The organism is Gluconacetobacter aggeris, assembly GCF_014174395.1.
Taxonomy (GTDB): domain Bacteria; phylum Pseudomonadota; class Alphaproteobacteria; order Acetobacterales; family Acetobacteraceae; genus Gluconacetobacter; species Gluconacetobacter aggeris.
The window spans coordinates 104,502-128,360 of record NZ_JABEQD010000005.1 but is presented as its reverse complement, the minus strand read 5'-3'; the positions used below and the strand labels follow the sequence as shown (position 1 = coordinate 128,360).

The window sequence follows — 23,859 nt, the reverse complement described above, 5'->3', positions numbered from 1 at the left end:
CCCCCCGGACGCACGCGTCCGGGGGCAAACGGGTTACGCGGCGGTGATGACCGCCAGCCCGCCCATATAGGGACGCAGCACCTCCGGCACCGTGATGCTGCCGTCCTCGTTCTGGTAATTCTCCATCACCGCGATCAGCGTCCGCCCGACCGCAAGGCCCGACCCGTTGAGCGTGTGGACGAATTCCGGTGCCTCGCCCTCGGCGGGGCGGAAGCGCGCATTCATCCGCCGCGCCTGGAAATCGCGCGTGGTGGAGCAGGAGGAAATCTCCCGCCATGCATCCTGCCCGGGCAGCCACGCTTCCAGGTCGAACGTCTTCGCCGCCCCAAAGCCGGTATCCCCGGCGCACAGCAGCATGCGGCGATAGGGAATGCCCAGCCGCTCCAGCACCGTCTCGGCGCAGCGCGTCATGCGCTCCAGTTCCGCATCGCTGTCTTCCGGCCGCGTGACCGACACCATCTCGACCTTCTGGAACTGATGCTGGCGCAGCATGCCCCGCGTATCGCGCCCCGAAGCCCCGGCCTCGCTGCGAAAACAGGAAGACAGCGCCACCATCCGGCGCGGCAACGCGGAAGCCGGCAGAATATCCCCCGCCACGCTGGCGGTCAGCGGCACTTCGGCCGTCGGCACCAGCCAGCGCCCATCCTCGGTGCGAAAGGACTGGTCGGCGAATTTCGGCAGCTTGTCGGTGCCGAACATCGCGGCCTCATTGACCAGCACCGGGACCGCCGTCTCGGTATAGCCATGCTCCTGCGCATGCAGGTCGAGCATGAACTGCCCCAGCGCCCGCTCCATCCGCGCCAGCGCCCCGCGCAGCACCACGAAGCGCGCGCCCGACAGCTTGGACGCGGTCTCGAAATCCATCTGGCCCAGCGCCTCGCCCAGCGCGAAATGCTCGCGCGGGGCAAAGGCGAAATTCGGCCGCTCGCCCACCTGATGCACCACCACGTTCGCGGCCTCGTCCGCACCGTCGGGCACGGCCTCATCCAGCCGGTTGGGCAGCGTCACCAGCAGGTCGCGGATTTCCGCATCCCGGTCCCGGACCACCGCCTCAAGCTGCTCGATCTCCGCGCGCAGCGCGACAGCCTCTTCCTCCAGCGCCGCGCTATTGGCACCCGTGCGGCGCAGGGTCCCGATCTCCTTCGACAGGCTCTTGCGCCGGGCCTGACGGTCCTGCAACGCCGTCACGGCGGCGCGCCGATCCTCGTCCAGCCGCACGACATGCGCGGCGACGGGGGCATCCCCCCGGCGCGTCAGGGCGACGTCGAAGGCCTCCGGATCGGCGCGAAGCGCGCGAAGATCATGCATGAATATTCTCCTGGTCCAGTTCCTCGGGGCGCTTGGGCTGGACCAGACGCGCGCAGAGGATGGAAATTTCGTACAACCCGATCAGCGGCACCGCCAGACCGGTCTGGGTGATGATGTCCGGCGGCGTCAGGATCGCCGCGATCACGAAGGCACCGACATAGGCATAGCGCCGGAAGCGCTTCAGCGTGGCGGCGGTCACGATCCCCACCCGCGCCAGCAGCGTCAGCGCCACCGGCAGCTCGAACGCCACGCCGAAGGCCATGATCAGCTTCATGACCAGCGCCAGATATTCCGACACCTTGGCCTGGAGCTGGATCTGCAACCCGTCCTGCCCGTCGGCGGTCTGGAACGAAAGGAAGAACTTCCAGGCAAAGGGAAAGACGAAATAATAGGCCAGCGCCGCCCCCATCACGAACATGATCGGGGTCGCGACCAGAAACGGCAGGAAGGCCCGCTTCTCGCTGCGATACAGGCCCGGCGCCACGAACATCCAGGCCTGCATGGCCACCATCGGAAAAGACAGGAACGCCGCCCCGAAGATCGCCACCTTGATGTAGGTGAAGAATGCCTCGTACAGCGCCGTATAGATCAGGTGCGGCTGCTCGCCCTGCGCGCGCATCACGTCGCCCAGCGGCTGGGCGAGAAACAGGTAGATCCGCGCCGAGAAATGGTAGCACAGCAGGAAGCACAGGCCGAACGCCACCGCCGACCAGATCAGGCGGCGGCGCAGTTCGACCAGATGCTCCAGCAGCGGCATCGGCTGGTCGTGGATCGGATCGTCATGGCCCGGATCGTCGTTCAGGATCGTCTCTCCCGGCTTGGCTTGGTCCATTATGTCGGCCCTCCCGCAGGCGCGGGCGGCACCGCCGGCCCGTCCACGGGCACCCGTCGCGCCCCATGGATCACCCGCACCGGCGGCAGGAAGGCAGGCGGATGCAGCCGCGCCCGGTCGGCGGCCAGCCGCCGCGCGACGGAAGGCGGCAGCAGCGCCGGCGCCGGACCGGCATCCGCGACCGGCGGAAACGTGGCGTCCTCATAGGGCTGCGCCGGCGGCACGTAGCCATAGCGATGCTGCCCGTCCGGATCGAAACCGGGCGTCGCGGCCGGGGGCTGGACCAGCGGCGCGGAAGGCCGCGCATCCAGCGGCGATTCGTTGAAGGTGCGCTGAAGCACGCCGTCATCGTCGATCGCCCGCATGATCTGGTTGCGGACATTGAAGCGCCTTATGCCACCCAGCGCGTCCCGCGCCTCGGTCAGGTCCGCCTCGCGCACCATCTCGTCGACATGGGTCTGGAATTCCGAGGCCATCTTGCGGGCCTTCTTGATCAGGCCGGTGATGGTGCGGATCGCCACCGGCATGTCCTTGGGGCCGATCAGCAGCAGGGCGACGACACCGATCAGCGCCATCTCGGACCATGCGAAATCAAACATGACCGATTCCTGGCTCAGACTTGGACATTAAACGGACCCAGACGTGGCATGACGCGAACCGTACGCCGGCACACGCCGACATAGGTGGAAAGGATGGACACCTATCACGCCCCCGGCGGGCCGGAAACCGCTTCCGCCTTCGCCCCATCCGTCTTGGCCTCATCCGGCGCGGCGGCCCGCAGCGCCGGATTGTCCGGCACATCCACCAGCAGCTCCTCGCGGCGCGGCAGGTCGCGCAGGTCGCGCAGGCCGAAATGGCGCAGGAAATCGGCCGACGTGCCCCACAGGATCGGCCGCCCCGGAACCTCCTTGCGGCCACGCGGCACGATCAGCGACGCCTCCAGCAAATTGTCCAGCACCTGCTGGCTCAGCGACACGCCGCGAATTTCCTCGATTTCCGCACGGGTGCAGGGCTGGTGATAGGCAATGATCGCCAGGCTCTCCAGCGTGGCCCGGGGCAGCCGCCGGGGCCGCTGCAACACCCGGGTCAGGCGCGGCGCCAGATCGGCCGCCGTCCTGAACTGCCATCCGCCCGCCACCAGGACGGGCGCCACCCCCCGCCCGGCATATCGCGTCACCACCCCGTCGATCACCCCGCGCACATAGGCGGCCAGATCCTCCGCCTCGGACGGCACCAGCCCCTGCGCCTCCAGCAGGTCGGCGATCGCGCGTTCCGATACCGGGTCGGGGCTGGCGAAGATCATCGCCTCCACCAGCCGGACCGCCAGTTCCACGCCCCCCGCGCCCGCCTCCTCATGCGTTCCCGCAATCGCGGCATGCGATTCGTCACCGGAACCCGGCTCGGCCGGAACCGGAATCTGCTGGCTGTCGTCGGTCATTCCGCCGCGTCCATCCTGTCCATGTCCGGATCGTTGGCTGCTTCGCCCCCCACATGGGGGCGCAGCATGATCCGGCCGAATTGTTCGTCCTGACGCAGTTCGATCGTCCCGTTGCGCGCCAGCTCCAACCCGGCGATCAGCGTGCCGGCCATGGCCGCCCGGCGCTGCTGGATGCGCTCTTCCGCATCCTCGCCCTCCATGGCCGGCCCGCCCTCGGGCAGGAAGGCACCAAGCTCGCACCACTCCCCTCCGCCGGGAATGCTGTCCGCCCCCAGCAGCCGGTGCAGGCGGGCCAGCGCATCCTGCACCGTCCAGAAATGCATCCGCCGGGGCTGGTAGACGCGCTTGCGCCCCCCCCGCCGCATGGCCGCCATATAGGCGCCCATCAATTGCGACAGATCCAGCGCCAGTCCCGAGCGATCGATTTCCGTCAGGTCCTCGCGCTCGCCACGGGCGAACACGTCGCGGCCCAGTTGCGGGCGTGCGCCCAGCCACGCCGCCGCCTGCCCGATCCGCGCCAGTTCGACCAGCCGCGCCTGGAGCAGTTCGGCCGCCTCCTCGGCGTCCACATCCTCGCCGTCCTCGGCCGGCAGCAGCAGGCGCGACTTCAGCCAGGCCAGCCACGCGGCCATCACCAGCCAGTCGGCCGCCAGTTCCAGGCGGATGCGGCGGGCGGATTCGACGATCGCCAGATATTGCTCGACCAGTTGCAGGATCGAAATCCGTGCCAGATCGACCTTCTGCGCCCGGGCTAGCTCCAGCAGCAGGTCCAGCGGCCCCTCGAACCCGTCCAGATGCAGCATGGGTGCGGTCAGCCCATCGGGCAGGCCACCCTCCTGCCCTTCCCCCGGCATGCGATCAACGGGCTCCGTCACCAACGGCCCGGTCCTGGAACCCGGCCAGGGTGCAGGCCAGCCCGTTCAGCCGCACATGCTCGCAGAACGATGTGGCCTGAGCGATGCTGGCAAACCCGCGCGTGCGCAGCCGGAAGAAGACCGCCCCATTGCGCTCGGTCCGCTCGATGATCGGCGTGTGGCTCCCGAACAGGTCCGGATAATGCTGCGTCAGGCGCGCCCATTCCTTCTCGGCGGCCTGCTGCGAATCCAGCGCCGCAAGCTGCACGCCGTAGCGCCCCCCCGCCACCGCAGCCGGCGCCGCCGCTGGCGCGGCGCTCGCGGACGGCGGCACAGGCGTGGCCGATTCGGCAGGCAGCGTTGTCACGGGCGCGGAAGGTGCCCCGGCCACCGGCGCCGGTGCGGCAGCAGTCGGCCCTGCCGGCACGGGGCTGGCAGCGGGCGCCGGAGCCTTGGCCACAGGCGGGCTGGCGGGTGCCGGCGGCGCCGCAGGGACCGCCGATGCTCCGGATGCCGGGGCGTCGGTGGCCGGCGCTTCCGGCGGCTGACCATATTTCTGGGCCAGACGATCGGGGCGCGGCTGCTCCGGCCCCGGTGCCAGGCGGGCAACCGCGCCGTCATCGCCGCTCGGCGCTTCGGCCCCCAGAACCTGCATGCCACCCGGATCGGCCGGCCGCACCCGCACCGGGCCGGGCGGCGGCCCGATAACGGGAATACCCGCCTGCTGGTGCCCCAGCAGCGCCCAGCCGCCGATGGCGATCACCAGCAGGCCACCCAGCCCGGCCGCGCCATAGGCCAGGCGCCGCGTGGTGGGGTCGGCACCCAGCAATCCGTCCAGAATGCCGCCCGCCCGGCGGGCCGGGCGCGAACGCGGCGGCGGCAGATCGTCATCGCCATAATCCGCGCTCATGCGCTCGCGCACGCGGTTCAGGCGATCCTCATACGGGTCGCGGCCGGACGGATCGGTATCGCTCATCGCATTTCCTCAACCGGCTCGACACCCAGCACCGCCAGACCGGAACGGATGACGGTCGCCGTCGCCTCGACCAGCGCCAGCTTCGCACGGGTGGCAGCCGGGTCGTCTTCCTGCAGGAACCGCAATGTCGCATCATCGCGGCCGCGATTCCACAGCGTATGGAAATCCCCCGCCAGTTCACCCAGGTAGAAGGCAACCCGGTGCGGTTCATGCGCCTGGGCAGCACCTTCCACCGTACGCGGCCACTGGGCGATCCGCCGCAGCAGCGCCAGTTCGGCATCCGACCCGATTCCGTCAAGCCCGGCCTCGGCCAGCGCCACGGGCGCGATCGCCGCCTCGCCCAGCATCTCCTGCGCCGCCCGCAGCACGGAGCGGCAGCGCGCATGGGCGTACTGCACGTAAAAGACCGGATTGTCGCGCGTCTGCGCCACCACCTGGTCCAGGTCGAATTCCATCTGCGCGTCGGCCTTGCGCGTCAGCATGGTAAAGCGCACCGCATCGCGCCCCACCTCGTCGATCAGGTCGCGCAGCGTGACGAAGGTCCCCGCGCGCTTGGACATGCGCACCGGCTCCCCATCGCGCACGATCCGCACGATCTGGCACAGCAGCACGTCGAAGCCGACGTTCGCCCCCCCCACGGCCAGCGCCTGCACCGCCGCCTTCATCCGGGTGACATAGCCGCCATGGTCGGCACCCCAGACATCGATCAGCAGGTCCGCGCCGCGACGCACCTTGTCGTCATGATACCCGATATCGTTGGCGAAATAGGTGTTCGACCCGTCCGACTTGCGCAGCGGCCGGTCCACGTCGTCGCCGAAGGCGGTGGAGCGGAACAGGGTCTGGGGTCGGGCCTCCCAATCGTCGGGCAGCTTGCCCTTCGGCGGCTCCAGCACGCCTTCATACAGCAGGCCCTGCGCATCCAGCCGCGCGATGGCCTGGTCGGTCACGCCATCGGCCAGGATCTGCGCCTCGCTGGTAAAGACGTCATGCCGCACGCCCAGCGCGTCCAGATCCTCGCGGATCATCGCCATCATCGCCGCCACCACGAAGGGCTTGACCGTGCCCATCCAGTGCTCGGGCGCCGCCGGCAGCCCGTCCGGCTCCGCCAGCCCGGTACCATGCTGCTCGGCCAGCGCCTGTCCCACCGGGACCAGATAGTCGCCGCCATACTGGATGCCGCCGGGCACCAGGGCCGCGAAAGCCTCCCGGTCCATCGTCGTGCCGATGGCCTCCAGGTACCGCCAATAGGCCGCCCAGGCCAGGGCGATGACCTGCGCCCCGGCATCGTTGATGTAATATTCCTTGGTGACCGCATAGCCGGCCTTGGCCAGCAGGTTGGCCAGCGCGTCACCCACGACCGCGCCCCGGCAATGCCCGACATGCATCGGCCCCGTCGGGTTGGCCGAAACATATTCGACATTCACCCGCACGCCCGCGCCCAGAGTGGCATCGCCGTAGGATTCGCCGGCGCGCAGCACATCGCCCACCACCCCGCGCAGCACCGATTCGTCCAGTGTCAGGTTGACGAAACCGGGCCCGGCGGGCTCCGCCTTCGCAATGCCCGGCACCTCGACCAGCGCCGCCGCCAGCTCGGCCGCGATCTCGGCCGGGCGCCGCCGCGCCGGCTTGGCCGCCAGCAGGGCGGCGTTGGTGGCCATGTCGCCATGGGCCGGGTCGCGCGTCGGGGTCAGTTCCACGCGCGCCGCCACCTCCTCCGGCAAGTCCGGAACGATCCGTCGCAGGGCATCGCGCACATGCGAGAGATAGCGGACGTACAGGCTGTCGGACATGCGATGCGGCTTCCCACTGAAATACCGGCGCGGGCGGATGCCCCGCCCGGCGCGTCAGAATGATGATCTGGTCGGGCGTTTCAGCCCGGCACGGACAGATCCGTCAACCGTCGATGTTCTTCCATCGCGAATCGATCCGTCATCCCGGCTATATAATCGGCCACGATCCGCCGCGCACCCATCGCATCGGTGGCACGCGCCTCCTGCCGCCAGCCGTCCGGCAGCAGCGAGATATCGTTGGCCAGAATCGAGAAGATCGATTCGACCGCGATCCGCGCCTTGCGCGTCATGCGGTTCACCCGCCAGTGCCGATACATCCGCGCATACAGGAAAGTACGGATCTCCCCGTTATCGCGCGCCATGGCCGGGCTGTAGGCCACGACCGGCCTGGCGGCGCGGCGCACATCGTCGGCCGATTGCGGCGCCAGGTCAGCGAGGTTGCGTCTCGTCTGCTCCGTCAGGTCCACCGCCAGGGCGTTGATGACCCGGCGGATGGTCTCATGGCGCATCCGGTCCTGCACATGCGCCTCCTCGGCGGCATCGCCCGACATGGCAATCCCTCCCGCCACGTCCCGAACCTGCGCCAGCGCTCCGCCCACCACCGGCAGGTCCGCCAGATCCGCCAGGTCCAGCAGGCCGGCGCGCATCCCGTCATCCAGGTCGTGGGCGTGATAGGCGATATCGTCGGCCATGGCGGCGATCTGGGCCTCGACCGAGGCATAGGTTCCAAGATCCAGCCCCAGCCCTTCCGCATAGCGGGCGACATAGCCGGTCGGACGGTCCACCGGGCCATTATGCTTGATCAGCCCCTCCAGCGTCTCCCAGGTCAGGTTCAGCCCGTCGAAGCCGAAATAGCGGCGCTCCAGCTTCGTCACCTGCCGCAGGGTCTGGGTATTGTGGTCGAAGCCGCCCCAATCCTTCATGGCGGCGGCCAGCGCATCCTCGCCCGCATGGCCGAACGGCGTGTGGCCCAGGTCGTGGGCCAGCGACAGGGTCTCGGTCAGGTCCTCGTCCACCGACAGGCTGCGCGCGATCGATCGCGCGATCTGCGCCACTTCCAGCGAATGGGTCAGCCGGGTGCGAAAAAAATCGCCCTGATGGTTGACGAAGACCTGCGTCTTGTATTGCAGCGTGCGGAAACCGGCGGAATGCAGCACCCGGTCCCGGTCGCGCTGCCACGGCGAACGGCTGGGGGATTCCGGCTCGACATACAGGCGCCCCCGGGCGGTGGCGGTCTGGACAGCATAGGGTGCGACGCTCATATATAACCCCAATCCCGGATGGGTGGCGGCCGCCCGGCGTCAGACGAGCCGGACCGCCCCCTGTCGATAACCCGCCCGGCGCCGCAAGGCCAGCATGCTGGCCCAGCATGCCGACCCGGGCCGCGCGACGATGGTGATCCCCGATGGACATGCCGCCCCCTTCTTCCTCCTCGCCCGAAACGGCTTTCCGCGTCTCGCCCCAGGCCGCCACCCGCCTGCAGGAGATCATCGCCGCCCAACCCGGCGTCGATACCGCCTCCACCGGGCTGCGCGTCAGCGTCCTGGCCGGTGGCTGCAACGGCTTTCAGTACAGTTTCGCCCTGGATGGCGAGGCCCGCCCCGACGACATCGTCGTGCCCGCCGGCAGTGCCCGCGTGCTGGTCGACCCGGCGAGCCTGGACCTGCTGTCGGGCGCGGAACTGCATTTCAACGATTCGCTGATGGGCGCGCACTTCACCGTGCGCAATCCCAACGCCACCTCGTCCTGCGGGTGCGGCACCAGCTTCTCGATCGACTGAGCAGACCGCCCTACCAAGATGAAAATCGCAAGCTGGAACGTCAATTCCATCCGCCAGCGCCAGACCCATGTGCTGGACTGGCTGGAGCGCGAAAAACCCGACCTGGTCGGTCTTCAGGAAATCAAGTGCGAGGAAGGCATCTTTCCCGCCGATGCCTTCCGCGCCGCCGGTTACGAATCGGTCGTGGTCGGACAGAAGAGCTATAACGGCGTCGCCATCCTGTCGCGCCTGCCCTTCTCCGTCACGGCCCGATGCCTGCCGTTCCTGAACGACGACGCCCCCCAGGCACGCTACCTCGAAATCGAGGCGAACGGCCTGGTCTTCGGCAATCTCTACCTGCCCAACGGCAATTCCGGCGGCGAGGCGGGATACGAGGCCAAGCTGGCCTTCATGGAGGCCCTGGCCCTGCATGCGCGCGCGCTGCTGGATGCGGGGCGGGATTTCGTCCTGACGGGCGATTACAATGTCTGCCCCACCGACGAGGATTGCGCCCCCGGCGCCCTGCCCCCCACCGATGCGCTGGTGCGCCCGGAAACGCGCGCGGCCTTCCGCCGCCTGATCTGGCTGGGCCTGACCGACGCCGTGCGGGCGCTGCATCCGCACGGAAGATACTACACGTTCTGGGATTATCAGGCCGGCGCCTGGCCCCGCGACTGCGGCCTGCGGATCGACCACGCCCTGCTGTCCCCGCGCCTGGCGGAACGCCTGCGCGACGCCCGCCCCGACCGTGACGAGCGCGGCCGCAACCAACCCTCGGACCATGTGCCGCTGGTCGTCACCCTGGAAGACGCACGCCCCTGAAACTGAGGTCCCCGCCAGCGGTCACGCTGGCGGGGAGCCCGTTGCATCGTCCGGTCAGCGCCAGCCGGGCCGTACCCAGACCCAGCGCGGGCCGCGCTGCATCCAGCGTCCCGGTCCCCAGCCGCCATGCCGGCCACGGCGCACATAGCGCCCGGGAACCCATGCATATCCGCCATTGACCCAGTCCCAGCCGCCACCGACCCACACCCAGCCGGGACGCGGCGGGGGCATTCTTTCAAAACGCGGCGGCGGCATGGGCGGAGGCGCCCAGCCCGGCGTCACCGGACCATAGCGATAGGCCTGCGCCTGGGCCGGGGCGGCATCCACCACCAGCGCGCCCCCGGCAACGACGCCCAGCGCCAGAAGGGCACCCCTGACAATCTGCCTGTTCATTGCGAACCAACTCCTGTCTGCATACGGGATCTTCGCGTCCCGTCAGTCCCAGTATGGTCCGATCATCATGGCGCTGGAATGGCGAAATAAGACCGATGGCTTGACCGAACCGCACGAAGAGTAACACCACGACAACCGTCGGTCGTGACGATTTACTCACCTCCACCTCGCTGACGATCGAACCCGATCGGGCGACGATTTCCCGTTTTCCATAAAGCCAGACCGCCCGGATCAGCGCCTCTCTCGACATCGAATAACCGCCTCGAGATCCGCGTCGCCTGCGAAGCGATGATGACGGCCATCGGGAGTGCGAATGCCTGAGAAGCAGACGACCGACCAACGTAACGCTTGATATATACCATGCCGTATTCCATGGTGATATATACCATGTCACCTATCGCAGAGGGCGTGATGACCCAGGTCGCAAAAATCTTCAATAATGGCCGTAGCCAGGCGGTTCGCCTGCCGGCCGCCTTCCGCTTCGAAGGCACGGAAGTCTTCATTCGTCGGGACGAAGCGACTGGAGATGTCATCCTGTCGCGCCGGCCGGAGAACTGGGACGGCCTGCTTGCGGCCATCAGAGCGGGCGGCGTGCCGGATGACTTCCTCGGCCCTGCTGATCGCGCCCAGGACCAAGACGATCGGGATCCGTTCGCCGATGGACCGAAATGAGCGTCGGACCGGCAACGCCGTGGATGCTCGACACCAACACCGTGAGCCACATTCTCAAGGGGAACCCGCGCGCGCTGGAGAACCTATCGCGGGCACCGATGGCGAACGTGTGCATCTCCGTCATTACGGAGGGCGAGCTGCGTTTCGGCATCGCCAAGCGTCCGCAGGCAACACGCCTCCAGCGGATTGTGGGCGAGTTTCTTCAACGCGTCACTGTCGAGCCCTGGGAGTCATCGACCGCCGATACATATGGCAGAATCCGCGCCGCGCTGGAGGCATCCGGAAAGGTGGTCGGCGCCCTCGATCTCCTGATCGCCGCTCATGCCTTGGACCTGAATGCCACGCTAGTCACCAATGATGCCGGCTTTTGCAAGATCACCCATTTGAAGACCGAAGACTGGACGGTGTAATCAACCGAAAGAAGGCACCGCACGATGACTGACAACCAAAGGACCGTATGAAACAGCCAGCCATCACGACGGCGCACGGCCGCCCCGGCGCGGCGCGACCGCGCCCAGCGCCACGATCAGGATCAATGTCAGGCTGCCCAATTCGATCTGCACCCGCGTATCGGGCGTCAGCAGCATCGTCACCATCACCAGCAGGATAGCCCCCACCGTCAGCCAGGACAGGTACGGAAACAGCAGCATCGGAAAGGCCGGCTGCCGCCCCTCGCCATGCATCCTCCGCCGCAGCGCGATCTGGGCGAAGACCACCATCAGGTAATCGAACAGGATGATCGCTCCCGAAGCGTTGAGCAGGAAGCCGAAGACCTCGCCCGGGAAGGTCGCCGCAATCACCGTCAGCACCACGGCCACCAGGCTGCCGATCGCGATTGCGCGGCGCGGCGCCCCGCTGGAGCCAGTACGCACCAGCACCGCCGGCGCATCGCCATGCGCCGCCATTTCGAACAGGATGCGCGAGGTCACATACAGCGTGGAATTCAGGCACGACGCGATCGCCACCAGCACCACCACCGTCATCGCGGCCTCGGCGCCCGGAATGCCGATCCGGTGCAGCACGTCCAGGAACGGCGAATGGCCGGAGCGGATCTGGTTCCACGGGATCAGGCACAGGATCACACCCAGCGAGCCCATGTAGAACAGCATGACCCGCACCACGACGGTACGGATAGCCTGCATGGTATTATAGCCCGGATTATCAGTCTCCGCCGCCGCGACGGTCGCAATCTCGGCACCCGCGAACGTGAACAGGATCGCCGGCAGCAACGAGAGCGAGGCCCCGAACCCGTGCGGCATGAACCCGCCCTGGTCCCACAGATGCGCGATCCCGCCATGCAGCGAAGACCCGATCACCCCGAACAGCGCCAGCGCGGCAATGACCGTGAACACGCCGATCGCCGTGATCTTCATCAGCGAGAACCAGAATTCGAACTCGCCATACCCCCGGACCGACCCCATGTTCACGGCCGTCATCAGCCCGATCAGCGCCAGCGCCACCGGCAACTGGGCAACGCCCAGCATCGGCGCCACGATCAGCGCCGCCGCCTTGGCCTCGACCGAAGCCACCACCACCCAGAACAGCCAGTACGACCAGCCGGTGACGAAGGCGGCCCGATGCCCCAGCCCCCGCCGCACATGCCCGACGAACGACCCCGCCTCCGGGCACTCGATCGCCATCTCCCCCAGCATCCGCATGACCAGGAAGACGATCATCCCGGCCATCAGATAGGACAGCAGCACCAGCGGCCCCGCCCCCTGGATCATGACCGACGTGTTCACGAACAGCCCGGCCCCGACCATCCCGCCGATGGCAATCATCGAAACGTGGCGGGTCCGCAACGAATGGGCCAAGCCGCCCCCGTTGGCGGGCGCCGCATCCGGCTGGCTGTCATCGATCGGCGTAGGGTTCAGCATCGGTGACCTTCCGGGGCTGGGGTGAAACTGCGCAGCGTGCCGTGCATGCGGAAATCTCCGAAATCCATGTCCAGATCGTCGGATACCCCGTTGGCGAAATACCGCATCCCGATCTCGTAATCGGGACGCATGTCGTGCGACGAGGCCGTATAGAACGCCACATGCACCCGGCCGGACGGCAGGCGGGCCAGCGCCGGAAACGGGCTGGCCGAGGGCGGATGGTTCCACCCCAGGATCATGATATACGTATCCTGCGCCCCGTCCTCGCCGGTTCCGTCGAACAGCACCGGCGCCAGAGAGGCCTTTCCCTGTTCACCGGCACGGATGATCGCCCTGGTATGGGCCATCGGGAACAGCACCCCGGCCGGAAGGCCGATCGTATGCGCGGTCGGCTGGGTATAGCGGATCTCGCCGCCGGTCGGCGTCATCGTCGCCTCGCCCATCACCCGACTGGCCGGACGGCCATTCGCGGTCTGGACGGTCTGGAACACCAGGTTATGCCCGTCCTTGGCTTCCAGCGTCGCGTAATCCGACACCATCTCGGTCACCGCGCCCGAGCGCGACACCGTCTGCAGCTTCAGTTGCTGCTGGGTCGACCACGCCGAACACGCATCGCCGACCGTATAGGTCATGGTTCCGCTGGCGGAAATCGTATCGCCCCCGGTCACGGCCACCAGCGTCAGGTCATACACCGCGCGGTGGGGTGCCAGTACGACAGGCGTCTCCGCCCGGGCAGGGCTTTCCACCCCCGGCAGAGCCAGGAGGACCGCCGCCAGCAGCGCCCTGCCCGGCCGCGCCATGGCGGCGCATCGGATGCTTGGTTTCATGACCGCAGCAGAGCCCATCGCGCCCTTCCGCGCAATGATGCTCCGCTGGCAAGGCACCATCTCCGGCCTATTCCGCCGGCTTGGCGTCCTTGCTGGCCGAAGGTTTGGGCCGCGGCAGGTCGAGCGCCAGCGACAGCTCCTTCAGCCGCTCGGGCGGCACCGGCGCCGGGGCCCCCATCATCAGGTCCTCGCCCTGCTGGTTCAGCGGGAACAGGATCACCTCGCGGATATTCGGCTCGTCGGCCAGCAGCATGACCATGCGGTCCACGCCCGGCGCCGAGCCGCCATGCGGCGGCGCGCCATAGCGGAAGGCGTTCAGCATGCCGCCGAACCGCGCCTCGACCTCGCTGGCCGGATAGCCGGCCAGTTCGAACGCCCGGATCATCACATCCGGACGATGGTTGCGGATCGCACCCGACGACAGTTCGATACCGTTGCAGACGATGTCGTACTGATAGGCCGTGATCGTCAGCGGGTCCTGGCTGTTCAGCGCCTCCAGCCCGCCCTGCGGCATCGAGAACGGGTTGTGCGAGAAATCGATCTGTCCCGTTTCCTCGTTGCGCTCATACATCGGGAAGTCGGTGATCCAGCAGAAGCGGAAGGCATTCTGCTCGATCAGCTCCAGCTCGGTCGCCACCCGCGTGCGCACCTGGCCGGAGAATTTCACCACCTCGTCGCCCTTGCCGGCCGCGAAGAACACCGCATCGCCCGCCTTCAGCCCGGTCGTGGCGCGGATCGCCTCCACGCGCTCGGGCTCCAGGTTCTTGGCGATCGGCCCCTTGCCACCTTCCTCGTCGAAGATGATGTAGCCCAGCCCGCCGGCCCCGGCTTCGCGCGCCCAGGCGTTCAGCTTGTCATAGAAGGCCCGCGGACGGTCGCCCGCCCCCGGCGCGGGAATCGCGCGCACCTCGCCGCCCGCGGCGACGATGCGGGCAAACAGCCCGAATCCCGAATCGGCAAACGATTCGGTCACGTCGCTGATCAGCAGCGGGTTGCGCAGGTCGGGCTTGTCGCTGCCATACAGCTTCATCGCCGTGGCATAGGGAATCCGCTCGAACGGCGCCGCGCTGACCGTGCGCCCGCCGCCGAACTCGCGGAACACGCCCTCCATCACCGGCTCCAGGGTCGCGAATACGTCTTCCTGGGTGGCGAAGGCCATCTCGAAATCGAGCTGGTAGAACTCGCCCGGCGACCGGTCGGCACGCGCCGCCTCGTCGCGGAAACAGGGCGCGATCTGGAAATACCGGTCGAACCCGGCGACCATCGCCAACTGCTTGAACTGCTGCGGGGCCTGCGGCAGGGCATAGAACTTGCCCGGATGCATCCGCGCCGGCACCAGGAAGTCGCGCGCGCCCTCGGGCGAGGAGGCCGTCAGGATCGGCGTCTGGAACTCGATGAACCCCTGCTCCGTCATGCGCCGCCGCAGGCTGGCGATCACCTGCGAGCGCAGCAGGATGTTCCGATGCACCTTGTCCCGCCGCAGGTCGATATAGCGGTAGGTCAGGCGCAGATCCTCGGGATAGTTCTCGTGCCCCGCAACCTGGAACGGCAGCACCTCGGCCGCCGACTGCACGTCCACCGCCTGCGCGCGCAGCTCGATATCGCCGGTCGGCAGGTTCGGGTTGCGCGTCGCGTCGTCGCGCAGCACGACCTCGCCCGTCACCGTCAGCACGCTTTCCACGCGCACGCGCTCGACCGCCTCCAGCACCGGCGAGCCGGCGGGAATCACAATCTGGGTGATGCCGAAATGATCGCGCAGGTCGATGAACAGCAGACCGCCATGATCGCGCTTGCTGTGCACCCAGCCGGAGAGGCGGGCGGTCTGCCCGGCGTCGCTGGCCCGAAGCGCGGCACAGCTATGGGTACGGTAGGGATGCATGGTCCGGTCCTGTGTCACCAAAAAACAAGGGACGGGGCGCGACGCGCCCCGTTCGGTCGAAGGCGGAGGAAGCCGGGCCGGGCCGCCCCTGTCAAGGGTTGCCTGCGCCTGCCAGCCGCCGCCCCGCCATTACGCCTCGGCGTGTTCCGGAAACAGCCCGGCCAGCCCCAGTTGCGAGGCCGCGCACAGCCCGCGCTCGGTGATCAGCCCCGTCACCAGCCGCGCGGGTGTCACGTCGAACGCCGGATTGGCCGCCCGGCTGCCCGGCGGCGTCACCCGCACGGTCTCGACCCGCCCGTCCTCGGTCTGGCCGGTCACGCTCGTCACCTCGGCGCCCGCGCGCTCCTCGATCGGGATTTCGGTCAGCCCGTCGGTCACGCGCCAGTCGATGGTGGTCGACGGCAGCGCAACCCAGAACGGCACGCCGTTGTCATGCGCCGCCAGCGCCTTCAGGTAAGTGCCGATCTTGTTGGCCACATCCCCGCCGCGCGTCACGCGGTCCGTGCCCACGATCACCAGATCCACCGATCCGTGCTGCATCAGGTGCCCGCCGGCATTGTCGGCCACCACCGTATGCGGCACGCCATGGCTGCCCAGCTCCCACGCCGTCAGCGCGGCGCCCTGGTTGCGCGGCCGGGTTTCATCCACCCAGACATGGACCTTCAGCCCGCCGTCATGGGCCATGTAGATCGGCGCCAGCGCGGTGCCCCAGTCGACCGTGGCAATCCATCCGGCATTGCAATGGGTCAGGATATTGACCGTCGCCCCCTCGCCCCGCCGCGCCGCGATCTCCTGGATCAGGCTCAGCCCGTGCCGGCCGATCGCCTCGTTCTGCGCCGCATCCTCGTCGCAGATCCGCCCGGCCTCGTCATAGGCGGCGGCAATCCGCGCCTCGGCCGGCAGCGGACGCAGCCGCGCCAGCATGCGCTCGATCGCCCAGCGCAGGTTGATCGCGGTCGGCCGCGTGTCCGCCAGCATGGCCGCATCGCGCTCCATCGCGGCGTCGGAGGCATCGACGCGCAACGCCAGCGCCAGCCCATAGGCCGCCACCGCGCCGATCAGCGGCGCGCCGCGCACCTGCATGCTGCGGATCGCCTGTGCCACCTGGTCCCGCTCGGTCAGGCGCAGGATATCCAGCACCCAGGGCAGGCGGGTCTGGTCGAAGATATGGACCGACCAGCCATCATCCTGGTCCACCCATACGCTGCGATAAGGGACGTTACCGATCTTCATGTCGCATGTTTCCAATGGCTGGGAAAAAGGCCGCGCAGGGAAGCACCCAAGCCCCGCGACATCAAGCCCGCAACCATCCGGCAGCGGGCTCCACGCGACAGAATATCAGGTTCACACGGCAGATGCGCGTGAACCTGTCATGGCAGGCGTCAGGCCGCGCCGCCCTGGATATGGGTCAGCGTCGCCGTCAGCCGGCTGGCAAAGGCGGTCGGGTCCTTCAGGCTCTCGCCCTCCTGGATACGCGCGATATCCAGCAGGATCAGCGCCGTATCGGTCACCGATTCACCGCGCGCCACCCGCGCCGCCAGGTCGCGGATCAGCGGATGCGCCGGATTGACCTCCAGCGCCGGCGCCAGGTCCGGCACCGCCTGCCCGCTGCGGCGCAGCAGGCGCTGCAATTGCAGGTCCGGCCCCTGGCCGGCCGCCGCCAGCACCACCGCGCTGCTCACCAGCCGCGTGCTGCCGCGCACCTCCGACACCGCATCGCCCAGCGCGTCCTTCAGCGCCGGCAGCAGCGTGTCCAGCTCCGCCTTCTCGCCTTCCGGCAGCGGAGCCTCGAACTTCTCCAGGTCGGCATGGCTCTGGCTGACGCTGCGCAGCGGCTTGCTCTCGAACGTGCCCAGACGATCGGGCCAGAAGGAATCGACCGGGTCGGTCAGCAGCAGCACTTCGATCCCGCGTGCCCTGAACCCTTCCAGTTGCGCCGAGGCCGGCAGCGTGTCCGGATTGTCGCCGGTCAGGTAATAGATCGCCTCCTGCCCGTCCTTCATCCGCGACACGTAATCGGCCAGCGTCGTCCAGCCCTCCTCGGTGCTGGAACGGAAACGGGCCAGACCCGCCAGGTCGGTGCGGTATTCCGCGTCGTCCCAGATCCCTTCCTTCACCACCGAGCCGAAATTGTCCCAGAAGCCGGCATAGGATTCGACGTCCTTGGCGCGGGTGCGCAGCTCGTTCAGCACCCGGTTGGTCACGGCCTTGCGGATACGCTGCAACACCGGCGTCGCCTGCAGCATCTCGCGCGAGACGTTCAGCGGCAGATCCTCGGTATCCACCACGCCCTGTACGAAACGCAGCCAGGGCGGCAGCAGCGCCGCATCGTCGGTGATGAACATGCGGCGGACATGCAGCCGCACCCGGCTCTCGCGCACCTGTTCGCCGAACTCGAACGGACGGCTGCCGGGGATGAACAGCAGCGCCGTGAAATCGATGGTCCCTTCGGCATGCCAGTGCAGCGTCGCCCAGGGCGTATCGAAATTATGGCTGACATGCCGATAGAACTCGGTCAGCTGCTCTTCCGTGACCTCACTGCGCGGCTTGCGCCACAGGGCGGTGCCCGCATTGGCCGGCTTGTCCTCGCCATCGCTGTGGATCGTGATCGGCCAGGCGATGTGATCGGCCCATTTGCGCACGATCGCTTCCAGCCGCCACGCGTCCAGAAACTCGTCGGCATCCTCCTTCATGTAGAGGATGATGTCGGTGCCCGGCTGCTCGCGCGTCGCGGGGCTGAGGGTGAAGCTGCCCTTGCCGTCCGACGACCAGCGCCACGCCTCGTCCGTACCAGCACGGCGCGACACCACATCGACATGCTCCGCCACCATGAAGGCCGCATAGAAGCCGACGCCGAACTGGCCTATCAGGCCGGACCGTTCCTCCGGCTTGTGCTTGGCCAGCTCCTCGCCGAACGCACGGGTGCCCGAGCGCGCAATGGTGCCCAGGTTGCGCGCCAGCTCGTCCTTGCTCATGCCCGCGCCATCGTCGCTGATGGTCAGGCGCCGCGCATCCTTGTCGGGCTCGATACGCACCTTCGCGCCCTCGGGCAGCGCCTGGGCGGCATCGGTCAGGGCCTCGAAGCGCCGCCGGTCGGTGGCGTCGGCGGCATTGGCCACCAGTTCACGCAGGAAAATCTCGCGCTCGGAATAGAGCGCATGCACCACCAGGTCGAGCAGCCGCCCGACCTCCGCGCTGAAAGCATGTTCCTCGCCACCCGTCGCCTGATCGACCATGTCGGAAATCTCTCTGTTACGTAAAATCATCCAGTGGCAGCATATGGGTCACGAACATCATGATTTCAACGCCCTGCGACCCATCCATCTTCCATCACTCGAAATCGGCCGGCAGGCCAGGCTCCCGGTAATGGTCGAACATGCGCCGTATCTGCCCCGGCAGCACCCGGCCCAGCGACAGGTCGGCCGGAATCTCCTCCGGGCCGAACCAGCCAATCTCCGAAGTCTCGATACTGGTGGCCGCTTTCCCACCCGCCAGATCGCACAGAAAGAAGAACTTGGCGCAGGAAAACGCCTTGTGCTCATGCCCCTGCCGGTCGCGATCCCACACCGCCGCCAGCCTGCGCACCGTCACGATATAGCCGCTTTCCTCCTGCACTTCCTTCACAGCGTTCTCGGCCGGGGTCAGGTTCACATCCGCCCACCCGCCGGGCAGCGTCCACCGCCCGCCGTCCAGCACTTCGCGCACCATCAGGATACGACCCGCCGCGTCGAACACGGCGGCGCGCACTTCGACCTTGGGCGTCGCATAGCCCTCCTGCCCGGCAAACAGGCTCTCGATCCACGCCACGGGCGCGCCGGTGCCCACCGCCATCATGCGCGCGGCGATCGTCCGCAGCATCACGTACCGCTCGCGGTCGAACGGGTCCTGGGTAAAGGTCAGGCCGGTCTGGGCAATGGCCTGGATCTCCCGCCCCCAGGTCAGCCACTCCGGCTTGCCACTCACGCCGACGCTCCTTCCGGCGCCCAACCCGGCGGGGCGAGTTCGAAGCCCGAGAACTGGAAGGCCGGGGCGACGATGCAGCCCACCACGCTCCACGCCCCCAGCGATTCGGCCGCCTGCCAGCCCATCACCGGCACCACCGCCTGCTGAAGATGCCCTTCGCCCGGGCACGGCCCCAGGATCACGATCTCTTCCACCCCGTCCCGCGCCATGCGCAGCCGCAGCGGCGCACCACCCTGCCAGCACCAGATTTCAGCCGCATCCACCCGGTGCCAGTGCGACCGCTCGCCCCGCGCGAGCAGGAACTGGATGGTCGTAGCCGTCCCCCGCCCGCCTTCCGGCGGGGTGTCGCGCCACAATTCGCGATACCACCCGCCCTCCGGGTGCGCCGACAGGGCCAGCGCCTCGCGCACGGCATCGGCCGGCAGGTCGGGATTACGCAGATCGATCGCAGGCCGGGTCATGGCGCCTCCTCACTTCGACGGGCCGTCAGCGGGCGGCGGCGGAAAATCCAGCATGGCACCGGTATAGGTCTCCACCACCTCGCTGAACGGCAATCCGTCCTGACGATATAACAGTGCACGATGGCGCAGGATTTCCGCCGGAATCGCAATCCTGCCCGCGCCGGCCGGCGGCAGGCCCCGCCGCTCCCAATCGTCGGGCAGCGGCGTGAACAGGCGGGCGCTGTCCAGCGTCCGGCGGGTGAAATGCAGGTCCGCCACCACATGGCCGAACGCGGTGTCGGTCCGCGCCAGCAGGTCATTCATCGCCGGGGTCAGGCGCGACGGCACATACCAATTATCCGCCACCGACAGCACGCGCCCCCCGCATGCTAGCTCCACCCGGCGATAGGCGATCGCCTCGTCCGGCCCCACGGCCAGTTCCCGCCGCTGTTCCGCACTGGGCACCCGCACCACGCCCGCTACGCGCCGCGCCACCACATGGGCCACCGGCGCCAGATCATGGTCGCGGCACCACCCTTCCAGCGTCAGGGTCGCGCTGGGGTGGGAAAGCAGACGCGCATCCAGCGTCGCAATCAGGGTTTCCAGCTCCAGGCGCGCACGCGGCGTGTCGGGCCACATCGTCCCTCCTTCCGCCGCAGCGGCGGGCACCGCGCAGGACAGGCCGGCCAGCAGCATGAATGCGTGCAGCGTCTTCATGCACCGCCCCCGATACCGCTGGCCAGCACCAGATAGAAAACGAACACCCCATCCAGCAGCAGCAGGATCGGCGTGATCTCGCTCCAGCGCCGCCCCACGACCGCCAGAACGGTATAGAGCAGCAGGCCCAGCGCCAGGCTGACCATGAAATTGCCCGTCATGACCGTCACCAGCACCATCAGCAGCGGCGTCAGGATTCCCCCGGCATCGTCCTGCTCCGCCCGCCCCATATCGGCCAGCATGCCCAACCCCACCAGGATCAGTACCGGCGCGGTCGCCACCGCCGGCACGGCGGTAATGACCGGCCACAGGACCGACGACAGCGCGAACAGCGCGGCCACCGTAATCCCCACCAGCCCCGTCCGTCCCCCGGCCTCGGCACCGACCAGCGATTCCAGATAGGCCGACACGGTCGACGTCCCGAGTATCGATCCCACCACGCTGGCGGTACCGTCGGCGACGAAGGCAGCCCGGCCCAGCACCGGCTGCCCGTCCTCGACCGACAGGCCGGCCTTGCGCGTCACCGCCATCATGGTGCCCGTCGCATCGAAGAAATCGCCAAGGAAGAAATACAGCGTCACCGGCAGCACCAGGCCGAAATGCGTGACGAACCCATGGAAATCGAAGGGAAACAGCATGTGGACCGGATAATGCGGCCATTCCAGCCACGCCGACGGCCGGGCCGTGACCGGCTGCCCGCCGGGATTGTGGACGAAACATCCCGCGACGGTGACGGCAATGATGCTCAGCAGCATTCCCGCCGGCACGCGCATCATCCGCAGCACCCCGGCCAGGAACAGCCCGCCCACCGCCAGCAGCACCGCCGGATCGCGCAGCGAGCCGAAGGCGAAACCGTCCGCGCTCTTCACCGCCAGCCCGCCGCTGACCATGCCGATATGGGCGATGAAGGCACCGATCGCGCAGTGAATGCCGGTGCGGACCGACACGGGAAAGCCCATCACGATCTTCTGCCGCCAGTGCGTCAGCGACAGCGCGACGAAGGCCAGCCCCCCGATGAAGACCATGGTAAAGGCCACCGGCGGCGCGATCCCCATCTGCACGACCACGACCTGCGCGAAGATGAGGTTGCTGCTCATGGCCGGGGCCAGGGCGATGGGCAGGTTGGCCAGCAGCGCCATCAGCAGCGATCCGAAGACCGAGGCCGCGATGGTCGTCATGATCATGTCGTGCCGGTCCAGCCCCGCCAGGGCCAGGATCGCCGGATTGACGATCATGATATAGGCCATGGCCCCGAACGTGGTCAGCCCGGCGATCAATTCCCGCGACAGGGTCGAACCTCGGCGCGTCACATGGAAAAAACGGTCAATCCAGCCGGTTGCCCCGGCGCCGTCATGCGTCACTGCCAGCCTCTTCCCTCAACAAGATGAGGCGACTGTCCTACCGCTTCCGATATGATGCAAGGGAGGCCGGCCCGTTAATGGAACCGTTCCGCAAAGGCCGCCGCCGCCCCCAGCAGGCCGGGCTGCGGATGCGTGATCAGCTTCACCGGCAACCCCGCCATCATCGATTCGAATCGCCCCTTGGCCACGAATCGCTCGGCGAATCCGGATCGCGGCAGATGGTCCGCCAGCCGCAGCCCCACCCCACCCGCGATCACCACGCCATTGGCGCCCTGCGCCAGGGCCAGATCGCCCGCAACCCCACCCAGCGCGAGGCAGAACCGCTCCACCGCCGCCGACGCCATTGGGTCGCGCCCCTCCAGCCCCAGGGTCCACAGTTCCTTGTCGTCGTGGATTCGGGTCGGCTGGCCTTCAAGCTCGGCAATCGTCTCGTACAGGTTCACCAGGCCCGGCCCGGAGACGATCCGCTCGGCCGAAACCCGGCGGTAACGCTGCCGCAGCCGCTGCAGAATCCGGTCGTCGACACTGTCCAGCGGCGCGAAATCCACATGCCCGCCCTCGGTCTCGCATACCAGGCAGCGCCCGTCGCGCCGCACGACATAGGCCGAGCCAAGCCCCGTGCCGGGACCGACGATCGTCGTCACCCCATTGGCCGGCAGGTCGCGGTCGGGCCCGCACAGGTGCCGCAGATGCGTCGCGTCGACCTGGGCCACCGCATAGCCGATGGCGCCGAAATCATTGACCAGGACATGCTCGTCCACCCCAAGCTGCGCCCCAAGCTGGGCGGGCCGAATCATCCAGGGATTGTTCGTCAGCTTCAGGATATCGCCCTGAACCGGACAGGCGACGGCAATGCCGGCGGCACGCGGCAGCGCGCGCCCGACCTGCCGGCCGAAGGCCTCCCACGCCAGTTGCAGGCTGGCATGCTCGGCGCATTTCAGGGTCAGCGCATCCCCCAGCGCGGTCACGCGCCCGGCGTCCACCGTGGCAATCGCAAATCGGGCATGGGTTCCGCCGATATCCACGGCGACGATTTCTTTCATGTCCAGGCCAGGCTCCCTGCGGATACTATGCCGACGCACATCGTCGCCGGGATTCATGTCGTCGGTCGCGGCGCCTGTTCAGCCTTCAGGCGCCTCAGCACGAAATCCCGTATCGGACGCGGCAGCACGATGTCCAGCAGGCGCAGCCCCGCGAAGATCCGGGGGAAGATCAGATGCGGCCGTTCCTCCTCCACTGCCCGCGCGATCAGGCGCGCGGCCTGGGGCGCACTTTGCAGGAACGGCTTGGCACTGCTGACCCGACGACTCATCGGCGTATCGACAAATCCCGGCGACACCAGCGTCACGCCCACACCATGCTCCAGCAGCCCATTGCGCAGCGCCTCGGAGAAACGCGCCAGCCCGGCTTTCGATCCCGAATAACCAGCCGCGAAAGGCAACGCATGGAAGGCCGCGACCGAGCCCAGCAGCACGATATGCCCCCGCCGCCGCGCCACCATCCGCTCTGCCCCGGCGGTCGCCAGCGCGGCCGGCGTCGCAAAATTCACCAGCCCCAGTTCCAGCACCGTCTCTGCCCGCTCGGTCAGCGCCGTCTGCTGGCGCATGTCCCCCAGGCCTGCGGCAAGGATCAGCAGATCGACCGGATGCGCATCGTCGTCCTCGCGAAAGGCCGCGATCGCGGCGGCCCCGTCGGCCAGGTTCAACGTGCGTGTCGCCACCGTGGCCCCCATGGTCCGGCAGTCGCGCGCCACCTGTTCCAGCCGGGCCGGATCACGCCCCCACAGCACCAGCCGGCGGCCGGACCGGGCATAGAAGCGGGCCAGTTCCGCCCCGATGCCGCTGGAAGCCCCGGTAATCAGGACGGTCGCCGGATCAAAACGGATTTCGCCACCCTGATGTGTCTTGGCCATCGGGCCCCTTTCTTTGACTACCAATTCCATGTCATCAGC

24 protein-coding genes are annotated in these 23,859 nt (G+C 68.1%); 4 read left to right on the top strand and 20 right to left on the bottom strand.

From position 1 onward, the window contains the following. Positions 1-33: 33 nt before the first annotated feature. The 8 genes from serS to HLH36_RS09455 all read right to left on the bottom strand — a co-directional run bounded on the left by serS (position 34) and on the right by HLH36_RS09455 (position 8,460). A complete protein-coding gene (gene serS, locus HLH36_RS09490) occupies positions 34-1,308 on the bottom strand; it encodes a serine--tRNA ligase (RefSeq protein WP_182986150.1) in 1,275 nt (424 codons plus the stop codon). Then, positions 1,301-2,140 carry a twin-arginine translocase subunit TatC gene (tatC, locus tag HLH36_RS09485; protein ID WP_182986149.1) on the bottom strand — a complete coding sequence of 280 codons (840 nt, stop codon included), beginning with the start codon at positions 2,138-2,140 and terminating at the stop codon, positions 1,301-1,303. Before tatC ends, serS begins: the two co-directional genes overlap by 8 nt. Next, on the bottom strand, positions 2,140-2,739 hold the full coding sequence (gene tatB, locus HLH36_RS09480) for a Sec-independent protein translocase protein TatB (RefSeq protein ID WP_182986148.1): 600 nt from the start codon (positions 2,737-2,739) through the stop codon (positions 2,140-2,142). Before tatB ends, tatC begins: the two co-directional genes overlap by 1 nt. A gap of 104 nt (positions 2,740-2,843) precedes the next feature. After that, positions 2,844-3,578 (bottom strand): SMC-Scp complex subunit ScpB, encoded by a 735-nt coding sequence (gene scpB / locus HLH36_RS09475; protein ID WP_182986147.1) that lies wholly within the window; start codon positions 3,576-3,578, stop codon positions 2,844-2,846. Then, complete coding sequence (locus HLH36_RS09470; protein ID WP_182986263.1) at positions 3,575-4,432, bottom strand: segregation and condensation protein A; 858 nt, start codon at positions 4,430-4,432, stop codon at positions 3,575-3,577. Before HLH36_RS09470 ends, scpB begins: the two co-directional genes overlap by 4 nt. 4 nt (positions 4,433-4,436) lie before the next feature. Next, the gene (locus tag HLH36_RS09465) at positions 4,437-5,408 is read right to left on the bottom strand and encodes an SPOR domain-containing protein (RefSeq protein ID WP_182986146.1); all 972 of its coding nucleotides are present in this window, start codon (positions 5,406-5,408) and stop codon (positions 4,437-4,439) included. Continuing rightward, positions 5,405-7,198, bottom strand: a complete 1,794-nt coding sequence (gene argS, locus HLH36_RS09460) for an arginine--tRNA ligase (protein WP_182986145.1) — start codon at positions 7,196-7,198, stop codon at positions 5,405-5,407. The genes HLH36_RS09465 and argS overlap by 4 nt, the downstream gene beginning before the upstream one ends. Positions 7,199-7,278: 80 nt before the next feature. Beyond that, the gene (locus HLH36_RS09455; RefSeq protein WP_182986144.1) at positions 7,279-8,460 is read right to left on the bottom strand and encodes a deoxyguanosinetriphosphate triphosphohydrolase; all 1,182 of its coding nucleotides are present in this window, start codon (positions 8,458-8,460) and stop codon (positions 7,279-7,281) included. A gap of 143 nt (positions 8,461-8,603) precedes the next feature. Between HLH36_RS09455 and HLH36_RS09450 the strand changes: the two genes are divergently transcribed. Both HLH36_RS09450 and HLH36_RS09445 read left to right on the top strand, forming a co-directional pair. Further along, on the top strand, positions 8,604-8,978 hold the full coding sequence (locus tag HLH36_RS09450) for a HesB/IscA family protein (protein WP_408871870.1): 375 nt from the start codon (positions 8,604-8,606) through the stop codon (positions 8,976-8,978). Between the two features lie 18 nt (positions 8,979-8,996). Further along, positions 8,997-9,779, top strand: a complete 783-nt coding sequence (locus tag HLH36_RS09445; protein ID WP_182964571.1) for an exodeoxyribonuclease III — start codon at positions 8,997-8,999, stop codon at positions 9,777-9,779. A gap of 54 nt (positions 9,780-9,833) precedes the next feature. Here the strand turns inward: HLH36_RS09445 and HLH36_RS09440 are convergent, their stop codons facing one another. Then, positions 9,834-10,172 (bottom strand): YXWGXW repeat-containing protein, encoded by a 339-nt coding sequence (locus tag HLH36_RS09440; protein ID WP_182986143.1) that lies wholly within the window; start codon positions 10,170-10,172, stop codon positions 9,834-9,836. 411 nt (positions 10,173-10,583) lie between these two features. On the opposite strand from HLH36_RS09440, the gene HLH36_RS09435 reads away from it, so the two are divergent. Further along, positions 10,584-10,844: an antitoxin gene (locus HLH36_RS09435; protein WP_182986142.1), complete on the top strand. Its 261-nt coding sequence runs from the start codon at positions 10,584-10,586 to the stop codon at positions 10,842-10,844. After that, a complete protein-coding gene (locus HLH36_RS09430) occupies positions 10,841-11,254 on the top strand; it encodes a type II toxin-antitoxin system VapC family toxin (RefSeq protein WP_220792780.1) in 414 nt (137 codons plus the stop codon). Before HLH36_RS09435 ends, HLH36_RS09430 begins: the two co-directional genes overlap by 4 nt. A gap of 63 nt (positions 11,255-11,317) precedes the next feature. On the opposite strand, the gene HLH36_RS09425 is transcribed toward HLH36_RS09430, so the two are convergent. The 11 genes from HLH36_RS09425 to HLH36_RS09375 all read right to left on the bottom strand — a co-directional run bounded on the left by HLH36_RS09425 (position 11,318) and on the right by HLH36_RS09375 (position 23,820). Then, the gene (locus HLH36_RS09425) at positions 11,318-12,721 is read right to left on the bottom strand and encodes an amino acid permease (protein WP_182986141.1); all 1,404 of its coding nucleotides are present in this window, start codon (positions 12,719-12,721) and stop codon (positions 11,318-11,320) included. Continuing rightward, positions 12,715-13,566: a cell envelope integrity EipB family protein gene (locus HLH36_RS09420; protein ID WP_246376654.1), complete on the bottom strand. Its 852-nt coding sequence runs from the start codon at positions 13,564-13,566 to the stop codon at positions 12,715-12,717. The genes HLH36_RS09425 and HLH36_RS09420 overlap by 7 nt, the downstream gene beginning before the upstream one ends. A gap of 49 nt (positions 13,567-13,615) precedes the next feature. Further along, positions 13,616-15,427, bottom strand: a complete 1,812-nt coding sequence (gene aspS / locus HLH36_RS09415; protein ID WP_182986140.1) for an aspartate--tRNA ligase — start codon at positions 15,425-15,427, stop codon at positions 13,616-13,618. A 129-nt stretch (positions 15,428-15,556) separates the two neighbouring features. Then, a complete protein-coding gene (mtnA, locus tag HLH36_RS09410) occupies positions 15,557-16,660 on the bottom strand; it encodes an S-methyl-5-thioribose-1-phosphate isomerase (RefSeq protein WP_182986139.1) in 1,104 nt (367 codons plus the stop codon). A 149-nt stretch (positions 16,661-16,809) separates the two neighbouring features. Then, positions 16,810-18,663, bottom strand: a complete 1,854-nt coding sequence (gene htpG / locus HLH36_RS09405; RefSeq protein ID WP_182986138.1) for a molecular chaperone HtpG — start codon at positions 18,661-18,663, stop codon at positions 16,810-16,812. A 94-nt stretch (positions 18,664-18,757) separates the two neighbouring features. Further along, the gene (locus HLH36_RS09400) at positions 18,758-19,390 is read right to left on the bottom strand and encodes an NUDIX hydrolase N-terminal domain-containing protein (protein WP_182986137.1); all 633 of its coding nucleotides are present in this window, start codon (positions 19,388-19,390) and stop codon (positions 18,758-18,760) included. Further along, positions 19,387-19,851 carry a cupin domain-containing protein gene (locus HLH36_RS09395; protein WP_182986136.1) on the bottom strand — a complete coding sequence of 155 codons (465 nt, stop codon included), beginning with the start codon at positions 19,849-19,851 and terminating at the stop codon, positions 19,387-19,389. Before HLH36_RS09395 ends, HLH36_RS09400 begins: the two co-directional genes overlap by 4 nt. 9 nt (positions 19,852-19,860) lie before the next feature. Further along, positions 19,861-20,547 carry a hypothetical protein gene (locus HLH36_RS09390; RefSeq protein WP_220792778.1) on the bottom strand — a complete coding sequence of 229 codons (687 nt, stop codon included), beginning with the start codon at positions 20,545-20,547 and terminating at the stop codon, positions 19,861-19,863. Beyond that, positions 20,544-21,908, bottom strand: coding sequence for a solute carrier family 23 protein (locus tag HLH36_RS09385; protein ID WP_182986135.1), 1,365 nt, complete (start codon positions 21,906-21,908; stop codon positions 20,544-20,546). Before HLH36_RS09385 ends, HLH36_RS09390 begins: the two co-directional genes overlap by 4 nt. 74 nt (positions 21,909-21,982) lie before the next feature. Then, the gene (gene glk, locus HLH36_RS09380; protein WP_182986134.1) at positions 21,983-22,951 is read right to left on the bottom strand and encodes a glucokinase; all 969 of its coding nucleotides are present in this window, start codon (positions 22,949-22,951) and stop codon (positions 21,983-21,985) included. Between the two features lie 53 nt (positions 22,952-23,004). Further along, positions 23,005-23,820 (bottom strand): SDR family NAD(P)-dependent oxidoreductase, encoded by an 816-nt coding sequence (locus HLH36_RS09375; protein WP_182986133.1) that lies wholly within the window; start codon positions 23,818-23,820, stop codon positions 23,005-23,007. Positions 23,821-23,859: the final 39 nt, after the last annotated feature.

What these genes read in the sequence shown, in the direction of transcription:
- serS (WP_182986150.1), bottom strand. Translation starts at nt 1,308, where the DNA reads ATGCATGATCTTCGCGCGCTTCGCGCCGATCCGGAGGCCTTCGACGTC.
- tatC (WP_182986149.1), bottom strand. Translation starts at nt 2,140, where the DNA reads ATGGACCAAGCCAAGCCGGGAGAGACGATCCTGAACGACGATCCGGGC.
- tatB (WP_182986148.1), bottom strand. Translation starts at nt 2,739, where the DNA reads ATGTTTGATTTCGCATGGTCCGAGATGGCGCTGATCGGTGTCGTCGCC.
- scpB (WP_182986147.1), bottom strand. Translation starts at nt 3,578, where the DNA reads ATGACCGACGACAGCCAGCAGATTCCGGTTCCGGCCGAGCCGGGTTCC.
- HLH36_RS09470 (WP_182986263.1), bottom strand. Translation starts at nt 4,432, where the DNA reads ATGCCGGGGGAAGGGCAGGAGGGTGGCCTGCCCGATGGGCTGACCGCA.
- HLH36_RS09465 (WP_182986146.1), bottom strand. Translation starts at nt 5,408, where the DNA reads ATGAGCGATACCGATCCGTCCGGCCGCGACCCGTATGAGGATCGCCTG.
- argS (WP_182986145.1), bottom strand. Translation starts at nt 7,198, where the DNA reads ATGTCCGACAGCCTGTACGTCCGCTATCTCTCGCATGTGCGCGATGCC.
- HLH36_RS09455 (WP_182986144.1), bottom strand. Translation starts at nt 8,460, where the DNA reads ATGAGCGTCGCACCCTATGCTGTCCAGACCGCCACCGCCCGGGGGCGC.
- HLH36_RS09450 (WP_408871870.1), top strand. Translation starts at nt 8,604, where the DNA reads ATGGACATGCCGCCCCCTTCTTCCTCCTCGCCCGAAACGGCTTTCCGC.
- HLH36_RS09445 (WP_182964571.1), top strand. Translation starts at nt 8,997, where the DNA reads ATGAAAATCGCAAGCTGGAACGTCAATTCCATCCGCCAGCGCCAGACC.
- HLH36_RS09440 (WP_182986143.1), bottom strand. Translation starts at nt 10,172, where the DNA reads ATGAACAGGCAGATTGTCAGGGGTGCCCTTCTGGCGCTGGGCGTCGTT.
- HLH36_RS09435 (WP_182986142.1), top strand. Translation starts at nt 10,584, where the DNA reads ATGACCCAGGTCGCAAAAATCTTCAATAATGGCCGTAGCCAGGCGGTT.
- HLH36_RS09430 (WP_220792780.1), top strand. Translation starts at nt 10,841, where the DNA reads ATGAGCGTCGGACCGGCAACGCCGTGGATGCTCGACACCAACACCGTG.
- HLH36_RS09425 (WP_182986141.1), bottom strand. Translation starts at nt 12,721, where the DNA reads ATGCTGAACCCTACGCCGATCGATGACAGCCAGCCGGATGCGGCGCCC.
- HLH36_RS09420 (WP_246376654.1), bottom strand. Translation starts at nt 13,566, where the DNA reads ATGGGCTCTGCTGCGGTCATGAAACCAAGCATCCGATGCGCCGCCATG.
- aspS (WP_182986140.1), bottom strand. Translation starts at nt 15,427, where the DNA reads ATGCATCCCTACCGTACCCATAGCTGTGCCGCGCTTCGGGCCAGCGAC.
- mtnA (WP_182986139.1), bottom strand. Translation starts at nt 16,660, where the DNA reads ATGAAGATCGGTAACGTCCCTTATCGCAGCGTATGGGTGGACCAGGAT.
- htpG (WP_182986138.1), bottom strand. Translation starts at nt 18,663, where the DNA reads ATGGTCGATCAGGCGACGGGTGGCGAGGAACATGCTTTCAGCGCGGAG.
- HLH36_RS09395 (WP_182986136.1), bottom strand. Translation starts at nt 19,851, where the DNA reads ATGACCCGGCCTGCGATCGATCTGCGTAATCCCGACCTGCCGGCCGAT.
- HLH36_RS09390 (WP_220792778.1), bottom strand. Translation starts at nt 20,547, where the DNA reads ATGAAGACGCTGCACGCATTCATGCTGCTGGCCGGCCTGTCCTGCGCG.
- glk (WP_182986134.1), bottom strand. Translation starts at nt 22,951, where the DNA reads ATGAAAGAAATCGTCGCCGTGGATATCGGCGGAACCCATGCCCGATTT.
- HLH36_RS09375 (WP_182986133.1), bottom strand. Translation starts at nt 23,820, where the DNA reads ATGGCCAAGACACATCAGGGTGGCGAAATCCGTTTTGATCCGGCGACC.